This window comes from Arthrobacter sp. K4-10C (genome assembly GCF_059090085.1).
Genome location: NZ_JBNHFI010000005.1, coordinates 73,096 through 99,548 on the forward strand (window position 1 = coordinate 73,096; position 26,453 = coordinate 99,548).

General features: G+C 66.0%; 31 protein-coding genes. 19 read left to right on the plus strand and 12 right to left on the minus strand.

What is annotated here, in order from left to right; genetic code table 11:
• Nucleotides 1-36: 36 nt before the first annotated feature.
• Genes AC5RUU_RS08050 through AC5RUU_RS08060 form a run of 3 tightly spaced genes read right to left on the minus strand, consistent with a single transcriptional unit; the run spans nucleotide 37 to nucleotide 2,742 of the window.
• On the minus strand, nucleotides 37-981 hold the full coding sequence (locus AC5RUU_RS08050) for a COX15/CtaA family protein (protein WP_493974683.1): 945 nt from the start codon (nucleotides 979-981) through the stop codon (nucleotides 37-39).
• A gap of 7 nt (nucleotides 982-988) precedes the next feature.
• On the minus strand, nucleotides 989-1,777 hold the full coding sequence (locus AC5RUU_RS08055) for an ABC transporter permease (protein ID WP_493974684.1): 789 nt from the start codon (nucleotides 1,775-1,777) through the stop codon (nucleotides 989-991).
• Nucleotides 1,774-2,742, minus strand: coding sequence for an ABC transporter ATP-binding protein (locus AC5RUU_RS08060; protein ID WP_493974685.1), 969 nt, complete (start codon nucleotides 2,740-2,742; stop codon nucleotides 1,774-1,776). The genes AC5RUU_RS08055 and AC5RUU_RS08060 overlap by 4 nt, the downstream gene beginning before the upstream one ends.
• 116 nt (nucleotides 2,743-2,858) lie before the next feature.
• Here AC5RUU_RS08060 and AC5RUU_RS08065 point away from each other — a divergent pair, with 116 nt between their 5' ends.
• The 6 genes from AC5RUU_RS08065 to AC5RUU_RS08090 are packed head-to-tail and all read left to right on the plus strand — an operon-like array spanning nucleotide 2,859 to nucleotide 7,954.
• A complete protein-coding gene (locus AC5RUU_RS08065; protein WP_493974686.1) occupies nucleotides 2,859-3,692 on the plus strand; it encodes a helix-turn-helix transcriptional regulator in 834 nt (277 codons plus the stop codon).
• Entirely contained in the window at nucleotides 3,692-5,155 is a 1,464-nt protein-coding gene (sufB, locus tag AC5RUU_RS08070) for a Fe-S cluster assembly protein SufB (RefSeq protein ID WP_493974687.1), read from the plus strand. The genes AC5RUU_RS08065 and sufB overlap by 1 nt, the downstream gene beginning before the upstream one ends.
• Nucleotides 5,155-6,396, plus strand: a complete 1,242-nt coding sequence (gene sufD, locus AC5RUU_RS08075; protein ID WP_493974688.1) for a Fe-S cluster assembly protein SufD — start codon at nucleotides 5,155-5,157, stop codon at nucleotides 6,394-6,396. Before sufB ends, sufD begins: the two co-directional genes overlap by 1 nt.
• 20 nt (nucleotides 6,397-6,416) lie before the next feature.
• Nucleotides 6,417-6,773 (plus strand): non-heme iron oxygenase ferredoxin subunit, encoded by a 357-nt coding sequence (locus tag AC5RUU_RS08080; protein WP_493974689.1) that lies wholly within the window; start codon nucleotides 6,417-6,419, stop codon nucleotides 6,771-6,773.
• 43 nt (nucleotides 6,774-6,816) lie between these two features.
• The gene (gene sufC / locus AC5RUU_RS08085) at nucleotides 6,817-7,608 is read left to right on the plus strand and encodes a Fe-S cluster assembly ATPase SufC (protein ID WP_493974690.1); all 792 of its coding nucleotides are present in this window, start codon (nucleotides 6,817-6,819) and stop codon (nucleotides 7,606-7,608) included.
• 13 nt (nucleotides 7,609-7,621) lie between these two features.
• Nucleotides 7,622-7,954: a metal-sulfur cluster assembly factor gene (locus AC5RUU_RS08090; RefSeq protein WP_009357674.1), complete on the plus strand. Its 333-nt coding sequence runs from the start codon at nucleotides 7,622-7,624 to the stop codon at nucleotides 7,952-7,954.
• Between the two features lie 60 nt (nucleotides 7,955-8,014).
• Here the strand turns inward: AC5RUU_RS08090 and ypfJ are convergent, their stop codons facing one another.
• Nucleotides 8,015-8,896: a KPN_02809 family neutral zinc metallopeptidase gene (gene ypfJ / locus AC5RUU_RS08095; RefSeq protein WP_493974691.1), complete on the minus strand. Its 882-nt coding sequence runs from the start codon at nucleotides 8,894-8,896 to the stop codon at nucleotides 8,015-8,017.
• 59 nt (nucleotides 8,897-8,955) lie between these two features.
• Between ypfJ and AC5RUU_RS08100 the strand changes: the two genes are divergently transcribed.
• Nucleotides 8,956-10,362: a class I adenylate-forming enzyme family protein gene (locus AC5RUU_RS08100; RefSeq protein ID WP_493974692.1), complete on the plus strand. Its 1,407-nt coding sequence runs from the start codon at nucleotides 8,956-8,958 to the stop codon at nucleotides 10,360-10,362.
• Complete coding sequence (locus tag AC5RUU_RS08105) at nucleotides 10,352-11,539, plus strand: thiolase family protein (protein ID WP_493974693.1); 1,188 nt, start codon at nucleotides 10,352-10,354, stop codon at nucleotides 11,537-11,539. Before AC5RUU_RS08100 ends, AC5RUU_RS08105 begins: the two co-directional genes overlap by 11 nt.
• 24 nt (nucleotides 11,540-11,563) lie before the next feature.
• Here the strand turns inward: AC5RUU_RS08105 and AC5RUU_RS08110 are convergent, their stop codons facing one another.
• From AC5RUU_RS08110 to AC5RUU_RS08120, 3 genes are read right to left on the minus strand one after another with little or no spacing between them, the layout of a single operon-like run.
• A complete protein-coding gene (locus tag AC5RUU_RS08110; protein ID WP_493974694.1) occupies nucleotides 11,564-12,199 on the minus strand; it encodes an energy-coupling factor transporter transmembrane component T family protein in 636 nt (211 codons plus the stop codon).
• Nucleotides 12,196-12,927, minus strand: a complete 732-nt coding sequence (locus AC5RUU_RS08115; protein WP_493974695.1) for an energy-coupling factor ABC transporter ATP-binding protein — start codon at nucleotides 12,925-12,927, stop codon at nucleotides 12,196-12,198. The genes AC5RUU_RS08110 and AC5RUU_RS08115 overlap by 4 nt, the downstream gene beginning before the upstream one ends.
• A 12-nt stretch (nucleotides 12,928-12,939) precedes the next feature.
• Nucleotides 12,940-13,584, minus strand: a complete 645-nt coding sequence (locus tag AC5RUU_RS08120) for a biotin transporter BioY (RefSeq protein WP_493974696.1) — start codon at nucleotides 13,582-13,584, stop codon at nucleotides 12,940-12,942.
• Between the two features lie 182 nt (nucleotides 13,585-13,766).
• On the opposite strand from AC5RUU_RS08120, the gene AC5RUU_RS08125 reads away from it, so the two are divergent.
• From AC5RUU_RS08125 to AC5RUU_RS08145, 5 genes are all read left to right on the plus strand, one after another.
• Nucleotides 13,767-14,831: a spore photoproduct lyase family protein gene (locus AC5RUU_RS08125; protein ID WP_493974697.1), complete on the plus strand. Its 1,065-nt coding sequence runs from the start codon at nucleotides 13,767-13,769 to the stop codon at nucleotides 14,829-14,831.
• 38 nt (nucleotides 14,832-14,869) lie between these two features.
• Nucleotides 14,870-15,673, plus strand: coding sequence for a hypothetical protein (locus AC5RUU_RS08130; RefSeq protein WP_493974698.1), 804 nt, complete (start codon nucleotides 14,870-14,872; stop codon nucleotides 15,671-15,673).
• A gap of 243 nt (nucleotides 15,674-15,916) precedes the next feature.
• Nucleotides 15,917-16,525: a hypothetical protein gene (locus tag AC5RUU_RS08135; protein WP_493974699.1), complete on the plus strand. Its 609-nt coding sequence runs from the start codon at nucleotides 15,917-15,919 to the stop codon at nucleotides 16,523-16,525.
• A gap of 160 nt (nucleotides 16,526-16,685) precedes the next feature.
• The gene (locus AC5RUU_RS08140) at nucleotides 16,686-16,886 is read left to right on the plus strand and encodes an alpha/beta fold hydrolase (RefSeq protein ID WP_493974700.1); all 201 of its coding nucleotides are present in this window, start codon (nucleotides 16,686-16,688) and stop codon (nucleotides 16,884-16,886) included.
• A gap of 167 nt (nucleotides 16,887-17,053) precedes the next feature.
• Nucleotides 17,054-18,652: an ABC-F family ATP-binding cassette domain-containing protein gene (locus AC5RUU_RS08145; RefSeq protein ID WP_493974701.1), complete on the plus strand. Its 1,599-nt coding sequence runs from the start codon at nucleotides 17,054-17,056 to the stop codon at nucleotides 18,650-18,652.
• A gap of 3 nt (nucleotides 18,653-18,655) precedes the next feature.
• On the opposite strand, the gene AC5RUU_RS08150 is transcribed toward AC5RUU_RS08145, so the two are convergent.
• Genes AC5RUU_RS08150 through AC5RUU_RS08165 form a run of 4 tightly spaced genes read right to left on the minus strand, consistent with a single transcriptional unit; the run spans nucleotide 18,656 to nucleotide 20,706 of the window.
• Nucleotides 18,656-19,135, minus strand: a complete 480-nt coding sequence (locus AC5RUU_RS08150; protein WP_493974702.1) for a YbaK/EbsC family protein — start codon at nucleotides 19,133-19,135, stop codon at nucleotides 18,656-18,658.
• Between the two features lie 3 nt (nucleotides 19,136-19,138).
• Nucleotides 19,139-20,008 (minus strand): SURF1 family cytochrome oxidase biogenesis protein, encoded by an 870-nt coding sequence (locus AC5RUU_RS08155; RefSeq protein WP_493974703.1) that lies wholly within the window; start codon nucleotides 20,006-20,008, stop codon nucleotides 19,139-19,141.
• Nucleotides 20,009-20,278: a hypothetical protein gene (locus tag AC5RUU_RS08160; protein WP_493974704.1), complete on the minus strand. Its 270-nt coding sequence runs from the start codon at nucleotides 20,276-20,278 to the stop codon at nucleotides 20,009-20,011.
• Nucleotides 20,275-20,706: a DUF3099 domain-containing protein gene (locus AC5RUU_RS08165; protein WP_493974705.1), complete on the minus strand. Its 432-nt coding sequence runs from the start codon at nucleotides 20,704-20,706 to the stop codon at nucleotides 20,275-20,277. The genes AC5RUU_RS08160 and AC5RUU_RS08165 overlap by 4 nt, the downstream gene beginning before the upstream one ends.
• 153 nt (nucleotides 20,707-20,859) lie before the next feature.
• Here AC5RUU_RS08165 and AC5RUU_RS08170 point away from each other — a divergent pair, with 153 nt between their 5' ends.
• Nucleotides 20,860-21,585, plus strand: a complete 726-nt coding sequence (locus AC5RUU_RS08170; RefSeq protein ID WP_493974706.1) for a beta-ketoacyl-ACP reductase — start codon at nucleotides 20,860-20,862, stop codon at nucleotides 21,583-21,585.
• Between the two features lie 127 nt (nucleotides 21,586-21,712).
• On the plus strand, nucleotides 21,713-22,477 hold the full coding sequence (locus AC5RUU_RS08175) for an SDR family oxidoreductase (RefSeq protein ID WP_493974707.1): 765 nt from the start codon (nucleotides 21,713-21,715) through the stop codon (nucleotides 22,475-22,477).
• A gap of 83 nt (nucleotides 22,478-22,560) precedes the next feature.
• Here the strand turns inward: AC5RUU_RS08175 and serB are convergent, their stop codons facing one another.
• A complete protein-coding gene (serB, locus tag AC5RUU_RS08180; RefSeq protein ID WP_493974708.1) occupies nucleotides 22,561-23,454 on the minus strand; it encodes a phosphoserine phosphatase SerB in 894 nt (297 codons plus the stop codon).
• A 147-nt stretch (nucleotides 23,455-23,601) separates the two neighbouring features.
• On the opposite strand from serB, the gene AC5RUU_RS08185 reads away from it, so the two are divergent.
• The 4 genes from AC5RUU_RS08185 (at nucleotide 23,602) to AC5RUU_RS08200 (ending at nucleotide 26,418) form a co-directional block, all read left to right on the plus strand.
• Complete coding sequence (locus AC5RUU_RS08185) at nucleotides 23,602-24,387, plus strand: ABC transporter ATP-binding protein (RefSeq protein WP_493974709.1); 786 nt, start codon at nucleotides 23,602-23,604, stop codon at nucleotides 24,385-24,387.
• Between the two features lie 15 nt (nucleotides 24,388-24,402).
• Nucleotides 24,403-25,188 (plus strand): sulfite exporter TauE/SafE family protein, encoded by a 786-nt coding sequence (locus tag AC5RUU_RS08190; protein WP_493974710.1) that lies wholly within the window; start codon nucleotides 24,403-24,405, stop codon nucleotides 25,186-25,188.
• Between the two features lie 7 nt (nucleotides 25,189-25,195).
• On the plus strand, nucleotides 25,196-26,005 hold the full coding sequence (locus tag AC5RUU_RS08195; RefSeq protein ID WP_493974711.1) for a TrmH family RNA methyltransferase: 810 nt from the start codon (nucleotides 25,196-25,198) through the stop codon (nucleotides 26,003-26,005).
• A 155-nt stretch (nucleotides 26,006-26,160) separates the two neighbouring features.
• Entirely contained in the window at nucleotides 26,161-26,418 is a 258-nt protein-coding gene (locus AC5RUU_RS08200) for a type B 50S ribosomal protein L31 (protein ID WP_493974712.1), read from the plus strand.
• Nucleotides 26,419-26,453: the final 35 nt, after the last annotated feature.

Below are 26,453 nucleotides of genomic sequence, written 5' to 3' on the forward strand. Positions count from 1 at the left end.
GCTTCGTGCTGTGGGCGGGTATCCACCAGGCTGGACTTACTCCACGGGACTGGAACGGGCGATGTCCCAGGCGTTGGTGGCCGCGGCCATGAGCAGTGCGGCTCCCAGCATGTGGGCGGCCACGAGCAGCGCGGGAATGCCGTTGTAGTACTGGGTGAAACCTATGACAGCCTGGAGAACAGTGACCCCCAGGAGCCCCAGCACCGCTTGGCGGAAGGGGCCAGTGATCCTACGCATAAACACCAAAGCCAGGGCCACAACAGTGCCTGCGGTGATGAGGTAAGCCGGAACCGCGTGGATGTGGGAGAACAGGTCCCAGTCCAGGCCGTTACGTGGAGCGTCTGCATCCCCGGCGTGCGGGCCGGCGCCGGTCACCACCACGCCCAGCATCACGGCGAGTGCGGAAAAGAGTGCGACGGCGGCTGTCACCGGGCGCATGATTCCCGGCAGGGCACGGTGGCGGGAGGCCATGAACCTGCCGGTCCTGCCGAAGGCACGGTTCACGAGCAGAGTGGCGAACACCACCAGTGCCATGGACACCAGGAAGTGCAAGCCCACCACCCAGGGGTTGAGGTTGGTAAGGACGGTGATGCCGCCGATGACCGCCTGGGCGGGAATGCTGGCCAGAAGGCCGAGGGCCAGGAGGAAGAGGTCCCTGCGTTCCTTACGCAGGTTCCACAGGTACATGAGCATGAGGGCGGCGACGGCGGCCAGGGCAAAGGTAAGGAGCCGGTTGCCGAACTCAATGAACCCGTGGATGCCCATTTCCGGGGTATTGACCAGCGAGGTATCCGTGCAGCGTGGCCACGTAGGGCAGCCAAGGCCGGAAGCGGTCAGCCTGACAGCCCCGCCTGTCACCACCAGCAGGGTCTGGCCGATCAGCGAAGCCACGGCCAGGCGGCGGACCCGGGCGTCCACGGTACGGGGCAGCCTCGATACCAGGCGGCCGGCCAGTTGGGGAAGGCGCGAAGCCGTACTCACGATCATCTCAATTCCACTTGAACCAACGGATGGCTGCTGCCCCGGCGATGAGGGTCCAGAGCAGCAGTATGAAGGCGGCGCCAACGTCCAGGACGCCGCCAAGGAAAGCCTGGCGCAGGGATTCTCCCAGTGCCCCCGAGGGAAGGAACTCCACTAGTGGCTGGGCACCCGCAGGGAGCTTTTCGGCCGGAAGGACAATGCCGCCCAGGGCGCCGAGAAGGATCCACAGCAGGTTGGTGATAGCAAGGGTGGCCTCGGGCCTGACCGTTCCCGCCACCAGCAGGCCAAGGGCAGTGAACGCGGCGGCGCCGAGTGCCAGCAGCGCCAGCCCGGGGAGCCACCCTGTTGCCGGCGGCTGCCAGCCCAGGGCCAGGGCAACAGCACTGACCACTGCCACCTGCAGTGACAGCACCGCCAGGACGGAGAGGGCCTTCCCGGCCACGAGCCCGCCGCGGCCCAGGGGAGTGGTTGACAGGAAACGGAGGACGCCGTAGCGGCGGTCGAATCCGGTAGCGATGCCTTGCCCGGTGAACGCCGTAGACATTGCACACAGGGCGAGGATGCCGGGCACGGCCACGTTGATCCGGCTCGCGCCCATCCCGTCGAGGAACGGGGTCACGGTCAGGCCGATGAGCGCAAGCAGCGGCAGCACAACGGCAAGGATCAGCTGTTCGCCGTTCCGCAGCATGGCCAGTGCCTCGTACTTGCCCTGCAGCAGTACGCGCCGCAGCAACGGGGCAGGCTCCTGCCGCCCTGCAGCACCGGGCAGGCCAGTGGCAGCGGGTATCCGGGTCATCGGATGTCCTTTCCCGAGATATCCAGAAAGACGTCTTCAAGGCTACGCGCCTGCAGGCTCATCGATCCCGGCATGATGCCATGAGCTTCCCACCATGCAGCCAGGGCAGCGAGGTGGCCGGGCGTCAGCCCACCTGTGACGGAATAGCTGCCGGCCCGGGGCTCGGTCACCTCGATGCCGCCCGGGAAAACACCGGAAAGGTCAAGGCCCGGAGGTGCCTCAAAGACCAGTGTCCGCACGTGCTCGGCACCTGCCTCCACACCCGGATCACGCCGCAACAGCTCCGGAACGGTTCCCTCCGCAACGTTCCGGCCGCCGTCGATGATGTAGACGTAGTCGGCCAGGCGCTGGGCATCGTCCATCAGGTGCGTGGTGAGGACGATGCCCATTCCCGCGGTACGGAGCTCCGAAATCAGGTCGAACACCAGTTGCCGGGACTGCGGATCAAGGCCCGCGCTGGGCTCGTCGAGGAAGAGGACTTCAGGCCTGCCGATCAGGGCCGCGGCAAGGGCCAGGCGCTGTTTTTGCCCGCCGGACAGCCTGCGGACCGTTGTCCGGCTGAAGGTGTCGATTCGAAGGCGCTCAACCAGCTCATCCAAGGGCCAGGGCCGGGTGTACAGTCCGGCGATGTGCCGCAGCAGTGGAATGGGACGGGCCGACGGCGGAAGCCCGCCGTCCTGGAGCATGACACCTACGCGGGCGCGCAGCTGAGCTCCTGCCGTGGCGGGGTCGTGACCGAGCAGGGAAATGCTGCCGCCGCTTCGCTTCTGCAGCCCCTGGGCACACTCCAGGGTGGTGGTTTTCCCCGCGCCGTTTGCGCCGAGCAGGGCAGTGACTTGTCCCCGCTCTGCGATAAGCGAAATGCCGCTGACCACCCGGAGCATTTTTCCGTCCAGGCTGGGCAGCGGACCAACATCCTTAACTAGCCCGTTGATGGACAGAACCGGGGAATGGGGGGAACGCACCCCAGTATTCTACGTGATGTAGTATTTTTCGCGGCCCTGCGCGGAGGCTGGCTGAGGTCAGCCTGCCCTTACTGGAGCAGGGGACTAAATTACGCCATGATTGTGTTGTGTATTCCATGAGCAATGCTACTGCTGTGCCTTTTGCCGGGCACGGGGCCTCCCAGGCTCCTGCAGACCGGAGCCGGGCGGCTTCCGGTCCGGTGGCCGATGCCGATGAGCGTACCCGTGACCGCGTCCTCGCGGCGGTCCTGGAGCACGGGCCTGTCAGCGCCGCCGAACTTGGCGACCTGCTTGGATTCACCCCGGCGGCAGTGCGCCGCCACCTGGACCATCTGTCCCGCGAGGGAGTTATTGAAGTCAAGAGGGTTGCCAAGTCAGGTGCGGGCGCAGGCCGTCCGGCCCGGCGGTACGTCCTCAGCTCCCAAGGCCAGTCGAGCCTCGGCAACGATTACCTCGACATCGCCGCCCTCGCGCTTCAGCAGCTGCAGAAAGTGGCCGGACCCGACGCCGTCCGGGCATTTGCCGTTGAGCGTTTTGCTGACATGGAACGGCGGTACGCGCCGGAGATCGCAAAGGCCGGTCCGGACATCAGCAGCAGGGCCAAGGCACTCTCCGAAGCCCTCAGCCGCGACAACTTCGTGTCGTCCACCGCAACCATCGAAGCCAAAGCGCCGCTTCCGGCCGCGCTGTCCAGCGTGCAGCTGTGCCAGGGCCATTGCCCGATCCAGCAGCTTGCGGCCCGGTTCCCCGTGTTCTGCGACGTGGAAACGGAAGTGTTTTCGAGGCTGGTGGGCGTTGACGTGCGCCGGCTCTCCACGCTGTCCCGCGGCGGGCACGTCTGCACCACCCATATTCCTACAGGCAGGCCGTCTGTCCAGGAGCCCACAAGGCCTCCGGCAGCCCCCGCCAGCCTGAATGAAGTAACCAACCATCAGCAAGAAAGGCCGTGATGACGGACCAACTATCAGAGAAAGCGGTAGCCGAAAACACTGTGATCTCGGAAATTCTGGAGAAGAATCCCGAGCTCCATGGCATCGGCACCTACGAGTACGGCTGGGCTGACAAGAACGACGTCGGCGCCAACGCACGCCGTGGGCTTGACGAAGAGGTAGTCCGTGACATCTCGGCCAAGAAGAGCGAACCGGACTGGATGCTGGACCTGCGCCTCAAGGGCCTGAAGTACTTCGACCGCAAGCCCATGCCCACCTGGGGTGCGGACCTGTCCGGCATCGACTTCGACAACATCAAGTACTTCGTCCGTTCCACCGAGAAGCAGGCAGCCACCTGGGAAGATCTGCCCGAGGACATCCGGAACACGTACGAGAAGCTGGGTATTCCGGAAGCCGAGCGCAGCCGCCTCGTTTCCGGTGTTGCCGCCCAGTACGAGTCCGAGGTGGTCTACCACCAGATCCGCGAGGACCTCGAGGCCCAGGGCGTCATCTTCCTGGACACCGACACCGCCCTGAAGGAGCACCCGGAGATCTTCCAGGAGTACTTCGGCACCGTAATTCCGGTGGGTGACAACAAGTTCGCCTCGCTGAACACCGCCGTATGGTCGGGCGGGTCCTTCGTCTACGTCCCCAAGGGCGTCCACGTGGACATCCCGCTGCAGGCGTACTTCCGCATCAACACCGAGAACATGGGCCAGTTCGAGCGGACCCTGATCATCGCCGACGAGGACTCCTACGTCCACTACATCGAAGGCTGCACGGCGCCGATTTACACTTCGGACTCGCTGCACTCCGCCGTGGTGGAAATCATCGTCAAGAAGGGCGCGCGCGTCCGGTACACCACCATCCAGAACTGGTCCAACAACGTGTACAACCTGGTGACCAAGCGCGCCATCTGCGAAGAAGGCGCCACCATGGAGTGGGTCGACGGCAACATCGGCTCCAAGGTCACCATGAAGTACCCGGCTGTCTACCTGGTGGGCGAGCACGCCAAGGGCGAGACCCTCTCCATCGCGTTTGCCGGTGAGGGCCAGCACCAGGACACGGGCTCCAAGATGGTGCACATCGCGCCAAACACCAAGAGCTCCATCATCTCCAAGTCGGTGGCCCGCGGCGGCGGTCGTGCAGCCTACCGCGGACTGGTGCAGGTCCGTGAAGGCGCCAAGCACTCGGCCAACACCGTGCGCTGCGATGCCCTGCTCGTGGACACCATTTCACGCTCTGACACCTACCCGTACATCGACATCCGCGAGGACGATGTGCAGCTGGGACACGAGGCAACCGTCTCCCGCGTCAGCGAGGAGCAGCTGTTCTACCTCATGTCCCGCGGCATGCCCGAGGACGAGGCCATGGCCATGATCGTGCGCGGCTTCATCGAGCCGATCGCCCGTGAGCTCCCCATGGAATACGCCCTCGAGCTGAACCGCCTCATCGAACTCCAGATGGAAGGATCCGTCGGTTAATGACTGCCGAAGCTACAACCGAAAAGGCGCGCATCGGCGCACCGTCGATCGCAGGTTTCACCGAGGAGGGCGAACACCTCGTTCCCGCCAAGGTTGACCGCCACCACAGCCACGGCGTGCAGGTCATGGCCTCCCGCGCGGAGCGCCTGACCAGCCACGATGTTGCCGACTTCGCCCTGCCCAACGGCCGGGAAGAGGAATGGCGCTTCACCCCCGTGCGTGAACTGGCCAACCTCCTCTCCGACGCACCCAGCGACGCCGGTGTCCTGAACGTCGCCATCGAGGCGCCCGCCGCCGTCGTCCAGCGCACGCTGCACGCCGGCGAGGCCCCCCGCGGCGCCACCCTGGTCCCCGCCGACCGCGCCGCCGTCGTGGCTTCGGCCAACACGGACGACGCACTGCACATCCAGATCCCGGCCAACGCCGAACTGGACGAGCCCGTCCGCGTGGTTCTGTCCGGCAACGGTGCAGGCCGCCGCTCCAACTCCCACCACGTGATCGAGGCCGGCGAGAACAGCCGCGCCGTGGTCATCCTGGAGCACGACGGCTCAGCCGACCACAACGGCAACGTTGAGGTCTTCGTCCGCGGCGGCGCCCAGCTGACGGTGGTTTCCGTCCAGCTGTGGGAAGACGACGCGAAGCACCTGGCCCAGCACGACGCCGAGGTAGCCAAGGACGCCGTCTACAAGCACATCGCCGTGACCCTCGGCGGCAAGATCGTCCGCCTTAACTCCAACGTCCGGTTCTCCGGCGAAGGGGCCGAGGCGGAACTCCTCGGCCTGTACTTTGCCGACGCCGGGCAGCACCTGGAGCACCGTTCCTTCGTGGACCACAACGTGGCCAACTGCAAGTCCAACGTCCTGTACAAGGGCGCGCTGCAGGGCAAGGGTGCGCACACCGTCTGGGTTGGCGACGTCCTCATCCAGAAGCAGGCTGAAGGCACCGACTCCTACGAGAAGAACCAGAACCTGGTCCTGACCGACGGCTGCCGCGCCGACTCCGTGCCGAACCTCGAGATCGAGACCGGCCTGATCGAAGGCGCGGGCCACGCCAGCGCCACCGGCCGCTTCGACGACGAGCACCTGTTCTACCTCATGGCGCGCGGCATTCCGGAAGACGTAGCCCGCCGCCTGGTGGTCCGCGGGTTCCTGAACGAGATCATCCAGCAGATCAAGGTCCCGGCACTCGAAGAGCGCCTGACCGAGGCTGTGGAACGCGAACTCACGGCAACAGACAACTGACGAGGGACAGGCAGGGACGCATGAGTGGGAAGCCCAAGGGCGAGCTGGTTTGCAGCGCCAACGACATCAAGGTCAAGCAGGCGCTGCGCATCCTGGTCGACGACTACCCGGTAGCCGTGGTGCGGGATTCGATGGGTGATATCCACGCCATCGGGGACACCTGTTCGCACGCCGACATCTCACTCTCGGAAGGGGACGTGGAAGGCTGCGCCATCGAATGCTGGGGGCATGGCTCCCAGTTCGACCTGCGCAGCGGCCAGCCCCTCCAGCTCCCCGCCTACGATCCAGTTCCCGTGTTCGCCGTCGAGCTCGACGGCGACGACGTCTACGTGGATGTCACCAACGTTTTGAACGGCGCGGCAGTAGACAACTACTGAGCGCCCTGCAGCACCAGACTTACGAACGAAAAGAAAGAAGAGCATGTCAACTCTTGAGATCAAGGACCTGCACGTCAGCATTGAGACGGAGCAGGGCACCAAGGAGATCCTGAAGGGCGTCAGCCTGACCATCCGGACCGGCGAGACCCACGCCATCATGGGCCCAAACGGTTCCGGCAAGTCCACGCTGGCCTCCACCATCGCAGGCCACCCGCGCTACACCGTGACCAGCGGCTCCATCACCCTCGACGGCGAAGACGTCCTGGAGATGAGCGTTGACGAGCGTGCCCGCGCCGGTGTCTTCCTGGCCATGCAGTACCCGGTGGAGGTTCCCGGCGTCACCATGACCAACTTCCTGCGCACCGCCAAGACGGCCATCGACGGCCAGGCTCCGGCCCTGCGCACCTGGACCAAGGACGTCAAGGCGGCCATGGAACAGCTCCGCATCGACGCCGACTTTGCCCAGCGCAACGTCAACGAGGGCTTCTCCGGCGGTGAAAAGAAGCGCGTTGAGATCCTGCAGCTGGAACTCTTCAAGCCGAAGTTCGCCGTCCTGGACGAGACCGACTCCGGCCTGGACGTTGACGCGCTCAAGGTAGTTTCCGAGGGCGTCAACCGCGCCCACGCACAGGGCAACATGGGCACCCTGCTCATCACGCACTACACGCGTATCCTGCGCTACATCAAGCCGGACTTCGTACACGTGTTCGTGGACGGCCAGGTCGTAGAGGAGGGCGGCCCCGAGCTGGCCGACCGCCTGGAAGAAGAAGGCTATGACCGCTACGCCAAGGGCGCCGGTCCCGCCGTCGTCGCTCCCGCAGCAGCACAGGCCTAGTTAGGACTCTGCCATGACCGAAATCACGCCGGGCCGCACGGCCCTGGAGGATGTGGAAGAGGCGCTGAAGGACGTCATTGATCCCGAGCTCGGGGTCAACGTGGTGGACCTTGGCCTGCTCTACGGGCTGAAGTACTCCGATGACGACGGCGCGCTGCTGATCGACATGACGCTCACCACCGCCGCCTGCCCCCTCACCGATGTGCTCGAGGAGCAGGTGGGCAAGGCCCTGGACGGTGTTGTTGACGACTGGCGCCTGAACTGGGTGTGGATGCCGCCATGGGGTCCGGAACGGATCACCGACGACGGTAAGGACCAGATGCGGGCCCTCGGCTTCAACATCTGACCAAAGTACGACGACGGCGGGTCACCTTCCCTGGGAAGGTGACCCGCCGTCGTCGTCGATTTAAAGACTGGGAGCCGAGAACGTGTCGCACTGGTTGATGTCGCCGGTCTCGAAGCCGCGGTAGAACCAGCGCTGGCGCTGCTCGCTGGATCCATGGGTCCAAGCCTCCGGCGTGACCCGCCCCGTGGCTGCCTCCTGGATGCGGTCATCGCCCACCGCGGAAGCCGCTGACAGCGCGTCATTCAGGTCCTGCTGGGTGAGGGCCTCAAGGAACGGCTGGCCGTCGGGGCCCGGCTGTGTCGAAGCGTGCTTTGCCCACAGTCCTGCATAGCAGTCGGCCTGCAGTTCAACGCGGACTGCGCCTGACTCCGGGCCCTGCGGATCCTGCTGCGCCCGGTCAAGGTAGCCCAGGACGTTCTGGATGTGGTGGCCAAACTCGTGGGCCACCACATACTCCTGGGCCAGCGGCCCGCCCGAAGAGCCAAAGCGGTCGACGAGTTCCGTGAAGAACCCGGGGTCGAAGTAGGCGGTGGTGTCGGCGGGGCAGTAGAAGGGTCCCACGGCACTGGATGCCGTACCGCAGCCGGTGCTCACGGCCTCCTCGAAGATCACCGTCTCCGGCTGCGGGTACCGGACGCTGTACTGCTCCAGGTAGGCGGGCCAAAAAGCGTTGAGGCTGTTGACTGTGCCGGTGATCCGGCAGTCCACCCGCGCGTCGGCGTCGGCGCCTGTTTGGCACGCCGGCGCAGTGCCCTGGCTTTGCGGGGCCGGCGCCGCACCCCCCGCCAGGCCTTCGAGGAGCTGGGGATTGATGCCGAAGAGCGCAGCGACCAGCAGGATGAGCCCGCCGCCGATACCGCCGCCCACCTTGGCGCCCCGTCCCATGCCTCGCCGGTCCTGGACCTGCGATGGGTCAAGCTGCACATTGTCGTTGAAACTCATGAAGTCACATTACCCTTGGCCCCGGAAGTCAATCCGTGCAGGCCGGTAAAGTTGATCCGATGCCTTTCCTCAACAGAATCCAGCGATGGGCCGGTGAACGGCCCAACGACACCGCCGTCGTGGTCGCGGGCCGCCGCCTGTCCTGGGCTGAACTTCGGGATGCCGCGGCCGCACGGGTTGCCGAAACGAAGGCGGTCACCACACTGTGCCAGGCCAACTCCGTCGATTTCGCCGTCGACTTCGCAGCAGCGGTGGCAGGCGGGCGCCAGTGCGCGGTCCTGGACCCCGCCTGGCACCCGCACTTGCAGCAAGACATCGTCCGCCGCATCGACGCCTCGGCATTGCCTGGAATGGTGTCACCGGACGACGAACTCGGCGACGGGCCGGCGGAGAGCACCTTCCTGATTGGACTGACGTCCGGCACCACGTCCGTGCCCAGGGCGTTCACGAGGTCCCGGCGCTCCTGGCAGGAGTCCTTTGACGCCTCGATCGAATTCTTCGGCCTGCGGCAGGACGATGTCACGCTGGCCCCCGGACCGCTGGCGGCGAGCCTGAACCTGTACGCCCTGTCCGAATGCCTCTACGCCGGGTCGGAGTTCCAGACGCTCGAGCATTTCGACGTCGGGGACGTCCACTCGGCGATCACCCACGACCGCGTCACCCGCCTGGTCCTGGTGCCCACCATGCTGCGGATGCTCAGCGAACGCGGCCTCACCGGGTGCGTGGACGCCTCCGGGGTCCACACCATCATCTGCGCCGGTTCCAAGCTGGATGCCCGGACCCTCGAAGCTGCCCGGCGCTGGGCGCCGCATGCCACCATCTATGAGTACTACGGCGCCTCGGAACTGAGCTTCGTCTCCGGGGCCGGGCTGCCTGCCGGCCAAACCGCGGCCGTTGGCGGAACCGGCATCGGCCATCCCTTTCCCGGCGTGGACGTAGCCATCCTCGACGACGCCGGGGCGCCCGTGCCTGACGGCGCATCCGGCAACATCTGCGTCCGGAGCGGGATGGTCAGTAACGGCTACCTCTGGGGGGACGACGGGCAGGCCCTGCGGTCCTTCGGCAGTTGGTTCACCGTGGGGGACCAGGGCTACCTGGAGGCCGGGGAACTCCACATCCTGGGCAGGCGTGCGGACATGATCCTCACCTCCGGTAAGAACGTCTATCCACACGAGGTGGAGCTGGCCCTCGCGGCCGTGCCCGGGGTGGCCGCTGCGGTTGCTGCGGGCATGCCGGACGATCTCCGCGGCCAGCGCGTGGTGGCGGGCATCGTTCCGTCCGCCGGCGGGATCACTGCGGCGCAGCTGCGGACGGGCCTGGAAGGCATCCTGTCCCGGGACAAGCGTCCGCTCCACTACTACGTCCTCTCCGAGCTTCCCATGACGGGCGCCGGCAAGATCAGCCGCAACCTGCTGCTGGAGTGGATCCACTCGGGGGACCAAAGGGTGCGGAATCTTGGGAGCTGAGCTGTTGCCGCCGGACCGGCAGCCGGTGATTATCGCCGCCAAGCGGACTCCTGTCTGCCGGGCCAACGGGGCGCTGGGCAAGTTGCGGGCGCACCACCTGCTGGCCCCTGTCCTCCGGGAGCTGCTGGCGGAAACCGGAACGCAACCCGAAGATGTTGCGGACGTGGTGATCGGCAACGCGGTGGGCGGCGGCGGGAACGTGGCACGCCTGGCACTGCTGGAGGCGGGACTGCCGGTCAGCGTTCCGGGCATCACCGTTGACCGCCAATGCGGTTCAGGCCTTGATGCCATCGTCCTTGCTGCCCGGCTGACAGCGGCGGGCGGCAGCCCCCTCTTCCTGGCCGGGGGCGTGGAAAGCACCAGCACGGCACCCCTGCGTGCCTACCGGACGGCCGACGGCGGTGCGGACTTCTACCGGCGCGCCCAGTTTGTGCCGGCGCGCTTCGGCGACCCGGACATGGGCCCGGCCGCCGAGACGGTCGCCCAAAGATTCGGGATCAGCCGGGAGCGCCAGGATGCCTTCGCCCTGACGAGCCACCGCCGGGCCCTTGAGGCTGCGGATGCAGGGCATCTCGACGGCGAACTGGTCGCCTTGGAAACCGGCTCCGGAGCTGTATCGGCAGACGACGGCCCCCGCCGCGGCCTTACGCCCGCGGTCATGGCACGGTTCCCGGCCGTCTTTGTCCATGGCGGAACCGTCACCGCCGGAAACTCCTGCTTCGACGCCGACGCCGCGTCCGCCGTCGTGATGACGTCCCTCGAGCGGGCACGGGCAATGGGGGCCGCCGACGGCCTGGTGGTGCTCGGCACAGGAACCGCCGGCGTGCATCCGGAAATCCTGGGCGTGGGGGCCGCCACGGCCGCCCGTGACGCCTTGGCCGGGGCCGGCCGGACTGCCGATGAGCTGGACTTCGTGGAATTCAACGAGGCATTTGCATCGCAGACCCTCGCCTGCCTGGACCAGCTGGGCATTGAACCGGAACGGGCGAATCTCGACGGCGGTGCGCTGGCTTTGGGCCATGCCTACGGGGCGTCCGGCGCTGTCCTGGTGACACGCCTGCTGGCGCAGGCCCGCCGGGCCGGGGTGGCGGGCAGCCTGGCCATGGCAATGATCAGCAGTGCCGGCGGGATGGGCACGGCTGCCCTGCTGGAGTACCGGCGGCTCCAGGACGGCTAGGCCCCGGTTAGGGGCGGAAACGCCTCAGTCTTCGGTCTCGTCGTCGGCTTCGCCCAGGCCGCGGGCCGCGAGCGCCTCGCCCGTCTGGCGGGCAAATGCCACCGAGGTAATGAACACGGGCAGGACCAGGGCGCGCGGATTGCGCTCCAGGCCCCGGGCGCGGGCGGAATCCCGGACGTCGGCGAAGGTGCCGGCGATATAGGGGATGCTCCGCAGCATGATGCCGATGGTCAGGGCGAATCGCTCCGGGTCGGCGCCGAACCCTTTGAAGGGGCCGGCCGCCTTGACCACGCCGTCCAGGAGCTGCTGGACAGGCGTGGTGGCGGTCAGCAGGGAGGCGGCCACCACGCAGACCAGGATGTTCAGGACGATCCTGCCCGCCGTGGGGGCGCCCAGCTGCCACCACTGGAACAGGCCGATGACCAGCAGCACCGCCGCCAGCGGGCGGACGGTGGACCACAGCCGCTTCAGACCTGCGCCGGTCAGCAGGAAGAGGCCGCAGAGTCCCGCGACCACCGTGGCGGAAACGAGCCAGTCCTGGATCATGAAGGTGGCCAGGCCGCAGATGACCACCAGGAGGAATTTCAGCGCCAGGGGTGACCGGTGAATGAATGAGTTCCCGGGCACAAAGTTGGCGAGCAGAAAGCCGTGCCCTCTCATCGGATGCCCGGCTCCCTGGTGTGCAGGCCGGCCATGCACAGGGTGCGGTACGCCGCCACGGCCTGGGCGGGGGCGCCGTTGAACACTATTTTTCCCATGTCGACAACGAGCACCCGGTCCATCTCCAGGGCCAGCTCTAGGTCATGGGTGGACATGATGATCTGCTGCTCCAGGCCGGCCAGGGTCCGGCGCAGCAGTTCGCGGTTGCGCAGGTCCAGCAGGGTGGAGGGTTCATCCAGGACCAGCACGGCGGGCTCGACGGCGAGGACGGCGGCGAGGGCCAGCAGCTGCCGCTCGCCGCCGGACAGTTCGTAAATGCTCTGGTCCGCCAGGTGCAGCAGACCCAGCCGGTCCAGGGCGCCTTCCGCCAGCCTGCGCCGGTCGGCGCCGTTCTTCACGGACCGGCGCAGGGAGAGCTCCACGTCCTCCCGTCCCGTGGGCATGACCAGCTGGGAGAGCGGATCGGTGAAGACGAACCCGACGTTGCGGCGTACTTTGCGGACGGCACGTACTGTATCGTCGCCGTCGACCGTTACGCTGCCCGCGGTTGGCTGGACGAGCCCGTTGACCAGGCGCAGGAGCGTGGACTTTCCGGAACCGTTGGCGCCGATGACGCCTACGCGGCGTTCGGTCAGCTGCAGGTTCACGCCGTCCAGAAGGACCTTTGGTTCCGGGAGGTGGTCCACCGGAACGGTGACGGCGGCCTGGTCAAAGGTCACGTTGGGCATGGAGTGGAAACCCTAGGCGTTTGCGGGCTGCTGGCTGGTCCGCTTTACCCGGCGCACCAGGATGTCCGGGAAGGCGCGGTGCAGGGCAACAGCGATGAGGGCAGCGAGGACGTTCTTGATGATGTCACCGGGGTAGAAGACCACGTCGCTGAGGAATGCCTGTCCCCAAGTGGCCTTGGTGTTCAGCACGATGCCGGCGATGCCCAGCGAGTGCACAACCGCCACGCTGGTGACCGTTGCGGAGAGGAAGAGCCACAGTGCCCGGGCCTTGGTGGTCCGGCGGATGACCACCGTTGCCAGCCATCCCACGATCCCTGCGGCGATGGGGAAGGCGATGATGTAGCCGGCGGACGGGCCGGCGAGGATGCCCAGGCCGCTGCGGCCCTGGCTGAAGATGGGAAGGCCCGCGAGGCCCAGGAGGACATAGAGCCCCACGGCGGCGAAGCCCCGCCCCGGACCGAGCACCAGGCCGGTCAGCATGACGGCGAGCGTCTGGAAGGTGATGGGGACGCCGAAGCCGTTGACGGCCAGTCCGGGAACCAGCGCCGAGCCGGCCACCAGGGCGGCGAAGACGGCGATCAGGCCCAGGTCTGTGGCGTTCCAGCGGCGGCGGCCTGCCTGCTGGATTTTTGAGATGGCAGTGTCGGTGTTGCTCATGGTGGTCCTGTCGGGGTTGTACAAGCGGAGTCTAAGGTACTGCCGACGCTACAGGGACGGAGCAGCCCGCATTTTGTAGGTGCCCCACTAAATGCGGGTGCCGGTGCTGACGGCTGGATACAACAGGACGCCCTTGGCTTAACCGGCCGCGGCGCTTTCGGCGTCTTGAGAGAATGGATCCCATGGAGTTCAACCGGCTGTTGCAGATCCGGCGCATCTTTGCCCAGCCTGCGGCGCTGGATCTGCCCCGGGGCAGGGAGATCGTCGAACGCTGGCCGGATGCCGACGTCGTGCCTATCGAGAACCACTGGAACATCCCGGAACTGCACGGGGACGAAACGAACGTGCCGCGCTGGTCCCGGATCAAAACGGAGGCGCTGGTGCTTGGCGTCAAGAAGGCGCTGACCGTGAAGCCGAACGGCCGGTCCGCGGATTTCATCGCGCCCTCAACTGCGAACGGCTGCGCCATGGCCTGCGCTTACTGCTATGTGCCCCGGCACAAGGGGTACAGCAACCCGGTCACGGTGTTCGCCAATATCGACCAGATTGCTGGTGCTCTTGAGCGGCATGTCGTGCGGCAGGGCATGAAGCTGGAGCCCAACCAGTGCGACCCCCAGCTCTGGGTCTACGACATCGGGGAAAACAGCGACTGTTCCGTTGACGCGCTGATCAGCGACAACGTGGAGGATCTCGTGTCGCTCTTCCGCGAGCTGCCAACCGCCAAGTTGTCCTTCGCCACGAAGTATGTGAACCCGGCGATGCTCGGGTGGGACCATGGCGGCCACACGCGGATCCGCTTTTCCCTCATGCCGGCGGACCTGGCGAAATCGGTTGACGTCCGGACTTCACCCGTGGCTGAACGGATGGCGGCAATCAACGACTTCGTCGATGCCGGGTACGAGGTGCACGTAAACTTTTCCCCGGTTATTGTCACGGACACATGGCTCAGCGACTGGGAGGAGCTGCTGCGCCAGCTTGATGCAACCCTCTCCGACGCCGCAAAGGCGCAGCTTGCGGCGGAAGTGATCTTCCTGACGCACAACGAACGGCTCCATGAAGTAAACCTCGGGTGGCATCCGCGGGCGGAGAATGTGCTGTGGCGTCCGGACCTTCAGGAATCGAAGGTGTCGTCCAACGGCTTCAGCAACGTCCGGTACCGTTCAGGAGCCAAAGCCGGGTACGTTCGGCAGCTGACCGCGCTGATTGACAAGATCGTGCCGTACTGCCGGATCCGCTACGCGTTCTGAGGCCTGAGGCCGCCCCGCCGCGCTAAACTGGTGCGATCATGACCGGTGCCCATTCACGTCTTTTGGCCTGGCTCGTCGCCTTGGCGACCGTCCTAACGGCCTGTGCGCCCGCCGTCGGCCTCAACGATCCTGCCGCCACACAAACGGCACCCGTTTCCTCCGTCCCACCTGAGACCACCGTTGCGACGCAACCGGCACCGGCGCCCGCTCCTGCACAGGATCCCGAGCCGCCCCCGGTGCCGCAGCCGTATGCCCTCAACCTCTACCAGGAGGGGGACTTCGTGCCGCAGTACACCTTCGACTGGTGTGTCGCGGCCAGCATCCAGATCGCGCACAACCTTATCGACGATACCGGTGGCGGCACCTGGACCGATTCTGCCCAGCAGGGGGAACTGTGGGAGATGGCACGTGCACGGTCGTCCAACTCGTTCAATGGTGCCAACCCGCGGGGCTGGGCGCAGGTGCTGACCGAGGTGGGCATGGGGCCGTACACCGTGGTCAGCATCGCGGACTACGGGGATGCGCTGCAGACTGCGGCCCGGGCCATCACCGAAACCGGCCGACCCGTTGGCCTGGTGATGTGGAGCGGCCGGCACGCGTGGGTGATGAGCGGTTTCGAGGCGCTGGGCGATCCCGGCCAGTTCACCGAATTCACCGTCACCGGCATCCGCGTCCAGGATCCGCTGTACCCGCACGGCAGCGGGCAGTGGGGTCCGTCGCCTGTGCCCAACAGCCTCCTTACCCCCGAGCAACTGGCAAAGCAGTTCGTGGTACGCGAACCGCGGCGCTGGAGCAGCGACCTGCCGGCTGGCTACATGCTGGTGCTGCCTACGCAGGCGTGATCAGTCACAGCGCAATGTAAGCGGCCTTCGCGGCGGGGACCAGATGTCGGTGGCGTGCGGAATACTGTTCCCATGGTTCTCGCTGGGGAAAGGCTGCCGCCGCAGCCAGCACGAATGCCTGATTTCGAAGATGACTTCGCACACGGACCCCGCTCTGACCTTTGGATCGCACACTATCTGCCGCATTGGACTACACCGGACAGGTCTGCCGCCCGATACGAGACGCGGCCCGACGGACTCGCTTTGAAGATCGAGGAAGACCAGTTGGACTGGCGCGAAGAGGATGCCCCGCTGCGCGTATCGAACCTGCAGACGGGTGCATTCTCAGGACCACTGGGAACAACAGTTGGAACTCACCGGCACCGCCCTGATGGACTCCAGGTGCGCACCCCCACAACCGCTCAACTGCTGTGGGCGCCATCGGGCGGGCGGATTGACCTGACCATCAGTGCGACGCGGGATACCGGGTGCATGGTCGCCGCATGGCTCGTCGGCATTGAGCACCGCAGCCAGGCTGAGGCCGGCGAAATATGTATCTTTGAGATCGATGCCGCAACGATCGGTCCAGCCACCCTTGCCCGGACCGGCATAAAGGCCCATGGCGACCTTGGGCTCCAGTCCGACATGACTGAGGTCGAGCTTCCCTTCGACGCTACACGACCGCATACCTGGACAGTCATATGGGGTGCAGGCGAGACCACGATCGGATGCAACGGCACGGCCATTCGTCACCTGGGCCAGGCGCCCTCTTATCCGCTCATCCTCATGATTGACCTTTTCGAGATTGGACCACCCGGTGGCACCTATCCCAAGGCAGCGCTTGTCCACCACGTCCGGGGTTGGGAAGCCTAGGGCGTGGCCAATGCCAGGATCTATGGGGAATCCACCGGGAGTCCTGAAGGTATTCCCGTCCTTTACCTTCACGGCATCGCTTTGGTGGCAGTGACAACAAGTTGTCGAAGCGTATGCCCGCCGGCTGGTTGGCGAGGACCGCGACGACGAGCGGGAGGGGATGACGTTCGCACTCCTGGTCACCCACTGTCACCTTATTCACGGCCGGCGGGACATCAGCGGCCCCGCCGTCACCGGCTGGCGGGTGCACCGCCGCTGGAAATCGAGCCGGCTCGTCATCATCGAGGACGAAGGACACGGCGTCCCGGCATCCGTGGCGGCGCTGACGGCGGCGGTCGAAGAAATTGCTTCATCAATCTGAACTGGCGGCCTGTAACGCACCCAACGGCTCTGGCCTTCGGGCCAGGTCCCGATCGGCTGAGCCGGGCGGTAGACTTGTACGGGCCGTTCTCCGGCCATTCTGCCCCGCGTCCTCCAGATCTTCCTGAGGCCTGTGGCGTTCCCTGTTTGTGAAAGGCCTTACCTGCTGTGATTACCGTCCAGGACCTCGAACTGCGCGCCGGTGCCCGGCTCCTCATGGACCAGGTGAGCTTCCGCATCGACAAGGGCGACAAAGTCGGCCTCGTGGGCCGCAACGGCGCCGGGAAAACCACCCTGACCCGCGTCCTGGCGGGGGAGGGGCTTCCCGCGGCCGGCAAGGTCACCCGCAGCGGCGAAATCGGCTACCTGCCGCAGGACCCGCGGACTCCCGACATGGAGCAGCTCGCGCGGGACCGCATCCTCTCGGCACGTGGCCTGGACGTCGTCGTCGGGAAGCTCAAAAAGGCCCAGGCGGACATGGCCAGCGAGGATGCCGAAGTCCAGCGGAAGGCCATGGGTCGGTACGATCGCCTCGAAGCCGAATTCCTCGCTGGCGGGGGCTACGCCGCTGAAGCGGAGGCGGCAGCCATTTCCTCAAACCTTGCCCTGCCCGAACGGATACTGAACCAGCCGCTCAGGACCCTCTCCGGCGGCCAGCGGCGCCGCGTGGAACTGGCCCGCATCCTCTACTCCGGCGCCGAAACGATGCTCCTCGACGAGCCCACCAACCACCTGGACGCCGACTCCATCTCCTGGCTCCGGGACTTCCTCAAGAACCACCAGGGCGGCCTGATCGTGATCAGCCACGACGTCGAACTGCTGGAGGCCACGGTCAACAAGGTGTACCACCTGGACGCCAACCGCGCCCAGATCGACTTCTACAACATGGGCTGGAAGCGGTACCTGCAGCAGCGCGAGACGGACGAGCGTGCCCGCAAGCGCGAACGCGCGAACGCCGAAAAGAAGGCCCAGGTCCTGATGGACCAGGCCAACAAGATGCGCGCCAAGGCCACCAAGGCAGTGGCCGCGCAGAACATGGCCAAACGCGCCGAGCGGCTCCTCAGCGGCCTGGAGGCAGTCCGCGAGCATGACCGCGTGGCAGCACTCCGCTTCCCGGAACCCTCGCCGTGCGGCAAGACCCCCCTCACGGCCGAAGGGCTCAGCAAGTCCTACGGATCGCTGGAAATCTTCACCGACGTGGACCTCGCCATCGACCGCGGCTCCAAGGTGGTCATCCTGGGCCTCAACGGCGCTGGCAAGACCACCCTCCTGCGGATGCTCGCCGGCGTGGACCAGCCCGACACCGGTGACATCGTTCCCGGTCATGGACTCAAGGTGGGATACTACGCCCAGGAACACGAAACCCTGGACCATGACCGGACGGTCCTGGAAAACATGCGTTCGGCCGCACCGGATATGAAGGACGCCGAGGTCCGCGGCATCCTGGGCTCGTTCCTGTTTTCCGGCGACGACGTGGACAAGCCCGCGGGCGTGCTCTCCGGCGGTGAGAAAACCCGCCTTGCCCTGGCGACCATTGTGGCTTCCAGCGCCAACGTCCTGCTCCTCGACGAACCCACCAACAACCTGGACCCCGCCAGCCGTGCGGAAATCCTCGGCGCTCTGCGCAACTACACCGGCGCCGTCGTCCTCGTCAGCCACGACGAGGGCGCCGTTGAAGCCCTCAACCCCGAGCGGGTGGTACTGCTTCCTGACGGCGTGGAGGACCTGTGGAACGAGGACTACCTGGACCTGATCACGCTGGCCTAGCGCTTAGCGGACCCGGAGTTCACGGGCTCCGGTGATATCGCGGAGTTGCCCGTACGTGATGCTAAACATCGTGGTGTGGTCACCCGCTCCGGCCCAGAGGAGGTCCTGGTCCCTGAGGGACTCATCCAGGAGCGTCCGGATTCTCCGTGGATGGCCCACCGGTGCCACGCCGCCCACCGCCTGGCCCGTGTGCTTGAGCACAAACTCCGGTGAGGCGCGGCGGATCCTTCCCTCGCCGAGGTGACCCGCCACCAGGGCCGTGTCCACCCGCGCCGCCCCGCTGGCCAGGATGAGCAGCGGCCCGCCGTTCAGGTCAAAGACCAGGCTGTTGGTGATCGCCGCGACGTCGCACCCAAGGGCTTCTGCTGCCGCCACTGCCGTGGGCACGCCGGCCGGGAAACGGCGGACTGTATCACCCACGCCGGCAGCCATCAGCGCGGACCGCACCAGTGCAACGGGGCCGGGATCGCCGTTTTCGTGCATGTGTCAGTACCCCTGCGCGTCCAGGAGGGCGTCTTCCTCTTCCTCCGACGTCGCCTTCTTCCGCTTCCGCGGCGGGGAGGGACGACGGCCGGAGGACGCGGCGGAATGGACGGTTGCGTCGTCCACGGCGTCGTCCTCGGCGTCGATTGCCGCGTTGCGCGCCTGCTGCCGCGCCGCATAGCCGAACGCCACAAACATGAGGACGCCGAACGCGAACCACTGCAGCGAGTAGGACAGGTGCGTGCCCTCCTCGGTGGAAGGCTTCGGGAAGGCGGCCGGCATTTCTGCCGCCCGGGGCGTCTCTGACGCAAGCTGCCCGTACGCGCCGGTCAGCAGGGGGTAGCCGAGTTCCCTGGAATAGGCGGCCAGGTCGATGGATGCCAGCTGGCCTTCCGGTGCCCCGCGCTGCAGTTCAGGTTCCGGATGCTTCAGACGCACGACGGCGGTGACTTCGCCGGAGGGAGGCGCCGGTACCGAGTCCGGGCTGCCAGGGTTCTTGTTGCCGATGGGCAGCCAGCCGCGGTCCACCACCACGGTTTCACCGGACTCCAGCCGGAACGGGACCACAACCTCGTAGCCGGGCTGCCCGTTCAGGGGCCGGTTGCGGACGATGCGCTGGCCGGCCACGTCGTAGGAGCCTTTCAGCTCCACCTGGGTCCATTCCTTGGCAGGGTCAAGCTTTGTGAACTGTTCCCGGGCTTGTTCAAAGGGAATAGGGGTGGCCGAGTAGTTGGTCACCACGCGGTTGATCTCGGCGAGCGTCTCCGCCCTGCGGTCCATCTGCCAGCGGCCAAGGAACACACAGGCGGTGGCGAAGATCGCGGCCAGCAGGAGATAGCCCAGCCATTTGCTGGAGAAGAGGAAACGGTACATTCAGCTGTCCTGCTCCAGGGCACCGTCCGGGGAGCCGGTGTCGAGAGGGAGCGTTTCCTTCCACAGCCCGCGCGTCTGCAGGTAGTCCTCCAGCCACTCCCGGTGCTCTGCACAGGCCAGCCAGGTCTTGCGCCTCTCCGGGGCATGGATCTTCGGGTTGTTCCATAGGAGCTGCCAGGACGCGCTGGACCGGCAGGCCTTCCGGGAGCAGATCGCGCCTGTTTCGGCCACTGCAGGACCGGTCCCCGCAGCAAAGTCGAAGATGCTCATGATGCCTGCCGCTCCTCCCCAGGTTCGTTCTCGTCGTCGTTGATTAGCTCGCCCTGCAACAACTCACTGCCGGGACCTTCGTCACCGGCGGGCTGAAGCGGGCTCTCTATTTCGGCCAGGGGAGCGGAGTCCAGCAGTGAATCGCTGTGCCCCTCAGCTTTGTCGCTCCCGTTTGCGATGACCACCGCGATCCAGGGCAGGAAAACGGCGCCGGCGACCGCAATGATCTTGAACCAGCCGTCCACCACGAAGATCAGGATCAGGCACACCATGCGGATGCCCATCGCCAGGGCGTACTTGATCATGCGCTTGCGCATGTCCTCGGAATGGGCTCCCGCGGCATCCGTAATGCTGTGGACCTCAGCATCGCCGGAGAACCGGCCGGCATCTCCAGGCACGGATTGTCCCGCGTGGTTTTCAAGGGTCACGGTGATTTATCACGCTCCAAAGGCTTGCATCAATTCTCTCACCATCGGCAGTGCCGCCCAAACCCGCGCCGGGCCTGGCGATAAGATCGTCAGGCAGCCCATCCCACCTTTGCTACCGCGGCGCAGCGTGCCGCAGAAATCCGGAGTGCCCCCATGACTGAAGCAGTTTCCGCCCCCCGCAGCGTCCTTGTCACGGGCGGCAACCGCGGCATCGGCCTGGCCATCGCTGAAGCCTTCCTGGCCAACGGTGACAAGGTGGCCGTGACCTACCGCAGCGAGTCGCAGCTGCCGGACGGGATCCTGGGCGTCAAGGCGGACGTCACCGACGAAGCGTCCGTGGATGCCGCCTTCAAGGAAGTTGAAGCCGCCCACGGCCCCGTCGAGGTCCTGGTGGCCAACGCCGGCATCACCAAGGACATGCTGCTGCTGCGCATGAGCGAGGACGATTTCACCTCCGTCATCGACACCAACCTCACCGGGGCTTTCCGCGTCATCAAGCGCGCCTCCAAGGGCATGATCCGGCTCCGCAAGGGCCGCGTGGTCCTCATCTCGTCGGTGTCCGGCCTTTACGGCGCCCCGGGACAGATCAACTACTCCGCCTCCAAGGCAGGCCTCGTGGGCATCGCCCGTTCCCTGACCCGTGAACTCGGGTCCCGCGGCATCACGGCCAATGTGGTCGCTCCTGGCTTCATCAACACGGACATGACTGCAGAGCTCCCCGAAGCCACCCAGAAGGACTACCTCACCAGCATTCCGGCAGGCCGGTTCGCCGAGGCGTCGGAGGTTGCCAACGTGGTCCGCTGGATCTCCAGCGACGAGGCCGCCTACATCTCCGGCGCTGTCATCCCGGTGGACGGCGGCCTGGGCATGGGGCACTGACCCCTCCCGCCAAACTAGCCCCGCGGGGCTTCTTTGTGGGACCCGGACAACGGAATCGGCACCGGCCGCTGGCATGATGGACAGCAGGCCTTCATGGATTTAGACGTATCGAACAAAAGGAGCCCCTATGGGACTGCTGGACAACAAGACCGCCATCGTCACCGGATCATCACGCGGTATCGGCGCTGACGTAGCCAGGATCCTCGCCGGCGAGGGCGCGGCCGTCGTCGTGAACTACCGCCAGAAAGCGCCCCGCGCCAACAAGGTGGTGCAGGGGATTGAGGCCGACGGCGGCCGCGCCGTGGCCGTGGGCGCGGACCTCACCACCCAGGAAGGCGTCCAGGCTCTGGCCTCCGCGGCGATGGAGAACTTCGGTTCCCTGGACATACTCGTCCTCAACGCGTCCGGCGGCATGGAGACCGGCATGGGTGAGGACTACGCGCTCAAGCTGAACCGCGACGCCCAGGTGAACATGCTCAACGCCGCGGTGCCGCTGATGAAGGAAGGCTCCCGCGTGGTCTTCGTGACCAGCCACCAGGCGCACTTCATCAACACTGTCCCCACCATGCCCGCCTACGAGCCCGTGGCCCGCAGCAAGCGTGCCGGCGAGGACGCCCTGCGCGAGCTCATCCCCAGCCTGGCCGAACAGGGCATCACCCTGGTGGTGGTGTCCGGCGACATGATTGAGGGCACCGTCACCGCCACGCTGCTGGACCGCTCCACGCCGGGCGCCATCGAGGCCCGCCGTGCAGAGGCCGGCAAGCTGTACTCCGTGGAGGAATTCGCGCAGGTGGTGGCAGGAATGGTGACGGCCGACGTCGAATCCGGCCACACCGAATACGCAGGCGGCGCAGACTACTTCGGCAAGGGCGCGCAGCAGGCCGACAGCTAACCGCCACCCAGTCCGCCAGATGGCATTTCGCAGCAGTTGTCCTGACGGATACTGCCGCGAAATGTCATCCCGCGTTTAAGGGGTCAGACGCCGGCGACGTAACGGACGGCGTCGAGGTAGGGCATGTTGACCGCGGCATCCGCTACCGCCCGGACCGCAGGCTTCGCGTTGAAAGCCACCCCAATGCCGGCGGCACCCAGCATGTCCAGGTCGTTGGCGCCGTCACCAACGGCCACGGTGTGCTCCAGTGCGATGCCTTCGGCGGCTGCCCATTCGCGCAGGTACTTCTCCTTGGCTGCACGGTCCACCACGGAGCCAAGGACCTTGCCGGTCAGCGCTCCGTCGACGATTTCGAGTTCATTGGCCTGCCAGTAGTCCAGCCCCAGCCCGTCGGCGATCGGCTGCAGGATCTGGTTGAAGCCCCCGGACACTACTGCCACCACATGCCCTGCCGCCTTGAACGCGGCCACGAGCTCGGCGGCCCCTTCGCTGAGTTTAACTTCCTGCCGGACGGAATGGACGACGTCGGCTGGCAGCCCTGCGAGCACGGCCACACGGGCGTGCAGGCTCTGGGTGAAATCCAGTTCCCCCCGCATGGCGGCTTCAGTGACAGCGGCGACCTCTTCCCGCTTGCCTGCGTACGCGGCAAGAAGTTCGATGACCTCCTGCTGGATGAGCGTGGAGTCTACGTCCATAATCAGCAGCTTGCGGCCAGCGGAACGCAGCCCGGCGGGAACCAGGGCCGTGTCCAGCCCGTCAATCGCGGCGTCCGCCACGGCACGGCGAAGGCTGGCGATCCCCGCGGCGGTGGCATCGGGAAGGGCCAGTTCTGCCAAGTGCACCCGGTAGCGGTCGTCACCCAGGGACTCCTCCGACACCACCTCTGCGCCGAGGCCGGCCAGGACGGAACGCAGCTGCTCCAGCCCGTTTGGAGTCATATTTTGGCCATAGCTGACCGCAGTCACGTTCGAAGTCATGCCTGCAATCTTATCGAGCACTGGGAGGGTCCTTTGAATTCATTGCGCACCGACCGGCAACTCTGAAATTCCGGCGGCCTGCAGGGTGTTTCAGCACCCCGGCACCGGTTATCAGTCGGGCTCTTTTTTGTCCTAGTGTCTACTCCTATGAGTGATGTTCTGGAATTGTCTTCCGTCAGCGTTGTCCGAGGTAAAAAGACCCTGCTGGACAAGGTTGACTGGGAAGTCAATGAGGGCGAACGCTGGGTGATCCTGGGCCCCAATGGCGCCGGCAAGACCACCCTCCTGCAGATCGCAGCCGCCCGGCTCCATCCCAGCAGCGGCACCGCCGGCATCCTGGACGAAACCCTGGGTCGCGTCGACGTATTCGAACTGCGCCCCCGCATCGGCCTTTCCTCGGCTGCCCTCGCCACCCAGATCCCCGAACAAGAGAACGTCCTCAACGTTGTGGTAACGGCCGCTTACGGCGTCACCGGACGATGGCGGGAAGGCTACGAGCGCGACGATGAACGCCGCGCCTTCCGCCTGCTGAACGACTGGGGGATGGGTCCGCTCCTGAACAGGACCTTCGCCACCCTCTCCGAAGGCGAACGCAAGCGCGTCCAGATCGCCCGCGCCCTCATGACGGACCCCGAACTGCTGCTGCTGGATGAACCCGCCGCAGGGCTCGACCTCGGCGGCCGCGAGGAACTCGTCCACAAGCTCGGCGAACTCGCCAGTGACGAGGCGGCACCGGCAATGGTCCTGGTAACCCACCACCTGGAGGAAGTCCCGCCTGGATTCACGCACGCCATGCTCCTTCGCGACGGCGGAGTTGTGGCCGCAGGCCCCATCAACGAGGTCCTCACCGACGAACACCTCAGCACCACGTTCGGCCTCGACCTGGATGTCACGGAGAACGCCGGGCGTTACTCCGCCACCGCGCGCCGCTAGGCGGCACACACGCAGTTGGACCTTCTCAGCAGCATCTTTGTGTTCATTGCCGGCCTGTGGGCGGGCACCATCAACGCGGTGGTGGGTTCCGGCACCCTTGTGACGTTCCCGGTGCTCATCGCGCTGGGCATCACGCCGGTCGTCGCGTCCATGAGCAACGCCATGGGACTCGTCGCCGGAGGAGCCGCGGGAGCTTTCGGGTACCGCCGGGAGCTCAGAGGCCGCGGCCGCCAGCTGATGCGCCTGCTCCCGGCGTCGCTCCTGGGCGGCATCTCCGGTGCATGGCTGCTGCTGCACCTGCCGGAGGAAATCTTCCACTACGTGGCACCGGTGCTGCTGGTGGTTGCAATGCTGATGGTGGTGTTCCAGCCCAGGCTGCAGGCCTGGGTCAAGGACCGCGAGGAAAACCCCGAACACGCGGTGCGGGACAAGCGGCACGGCATTCTTCTGGTTGTGCTGGTCTACTTCGCGGGCGTGTACGGAGGCTACTTCGTGGCAGCCCAGGGAATCCTGCTGGTGGGCATCCTGGGGGTCTTCCTCACCGGCACCATCCAGAATGCCAATGCCATGAAGAATATCCTGGTGCTGGGCGTCAACCTGGTGGCCGCGGTCTCCTACCTGCTGTTCGCCTTCGGCCGCATCAACTGGCTGGTGGTGCTGCTGATTGCGGTCAGTTCCAGCATCGGCGGCCTGGTGGGCGCCAGGGTGGGCCGCCGGCTGTCCCCGACCGTGCTGCGCGCCGTGATCTTCGTCCTGGGAGTGGTGGCCCTGGGATTCATGATCGCCAATCTGCTGAAATAATCGCCCGGTGACAATCCACTACCTCGAGTCCGCGGATGATCCGCGGGTGTCCGATTACACCCGCCTCACCGACGTCCACCTGCGCAAGCTCCGGGAGCCGGCGGAGGGCATGTACATCGCCGAATCATCCCGCGTACTCCGCCGTGCCCTCGCTGCCGGCCACCAGCCGCGCTCGTTCTTCCTGGCGGAGAAATGGCTCGATGACCTGCGGGACGTCCTTGATGCCTATCCCGGCGTACCCGCGTTCATCGGACGGGCAGCCCTGCTCGAAGAAATCACCGGCTTCCACCTGCACCGCGGCGCCATGGCCGCCATGCACCGTCCGGCGCCCGTCCCGCTGCCCGAACTCCTGGCAGGCGCCCGGCGGGTGGCCGTGCTCGAGGACATCGTGGACCACACGAACGTTGGGGCCATCTTCCGGTCCGCCGCCGCACTGGACATTGACGCCGTCCTGGTGTCTCCCCGGTGCGGGGACCCGCTGTACCGCCGAAGCGTCCGGGTCAGCATGGGGACTGTTTTCCAGGTTCCCTGGGCACGCCTGGACAGGTGGCCGGAGGACCTTTTGGTGCTCAAGGACCACGGCTTCGAGGTTGCCGCCCTGGAGCTCACGGAGGACGCACAGGACGTGGACATTGTGGCCGCGCGGAACCCGGACAAGCTCGCCCTGGTGCTCGGCACCGAAGGCGCCGGCATGAGCGCGGAGACACTTGCCGCCGTCGACCTTGCCGTGAAAATCCCCATGCGCAACGGTGTGGACTCGCTCAACGTGGCGGCGGCGTCTGCTGTGGCGTTCTGGGAGCTGCGGACGCGGGGCTAGCCGGGAGGTGCGGCACCGGTTCGTCAGCACCGCCGGCGTCGGCTATGATTGATAGCTGGTTGTCCTGCTGATTCCGCTTCGGCCGAGTCAGGAACACACCATCCCATTCATACCTGGCAGCTGGCAAAATCCAGCGCGTGAACAAAGGTCCCATTATGAAGTCTGAGATCCACCCGAAGTACGAAGCTGTTGTTTTCAACGACCTGGCCTCCGGCACGAAGTTCCTGACGAAGTCCACCGTGTCTTCCTCGAAGACCATCGAGTGGGAAGACGGCAACACCTACCCGGTCATCGACGTCGAAATCTCCTCCGAGTCCCACCCGTTCTACACGGGCAAGCAGCGCATCATGGACTCCGCTGGCCGCGTCGAGCGCTTCAACGCTCGCTTCAAGGGCTTCGGCGGCAAGAAGTAGATTCTTCCTCCAAGCTTCATCGAGAAAGCCCGCAC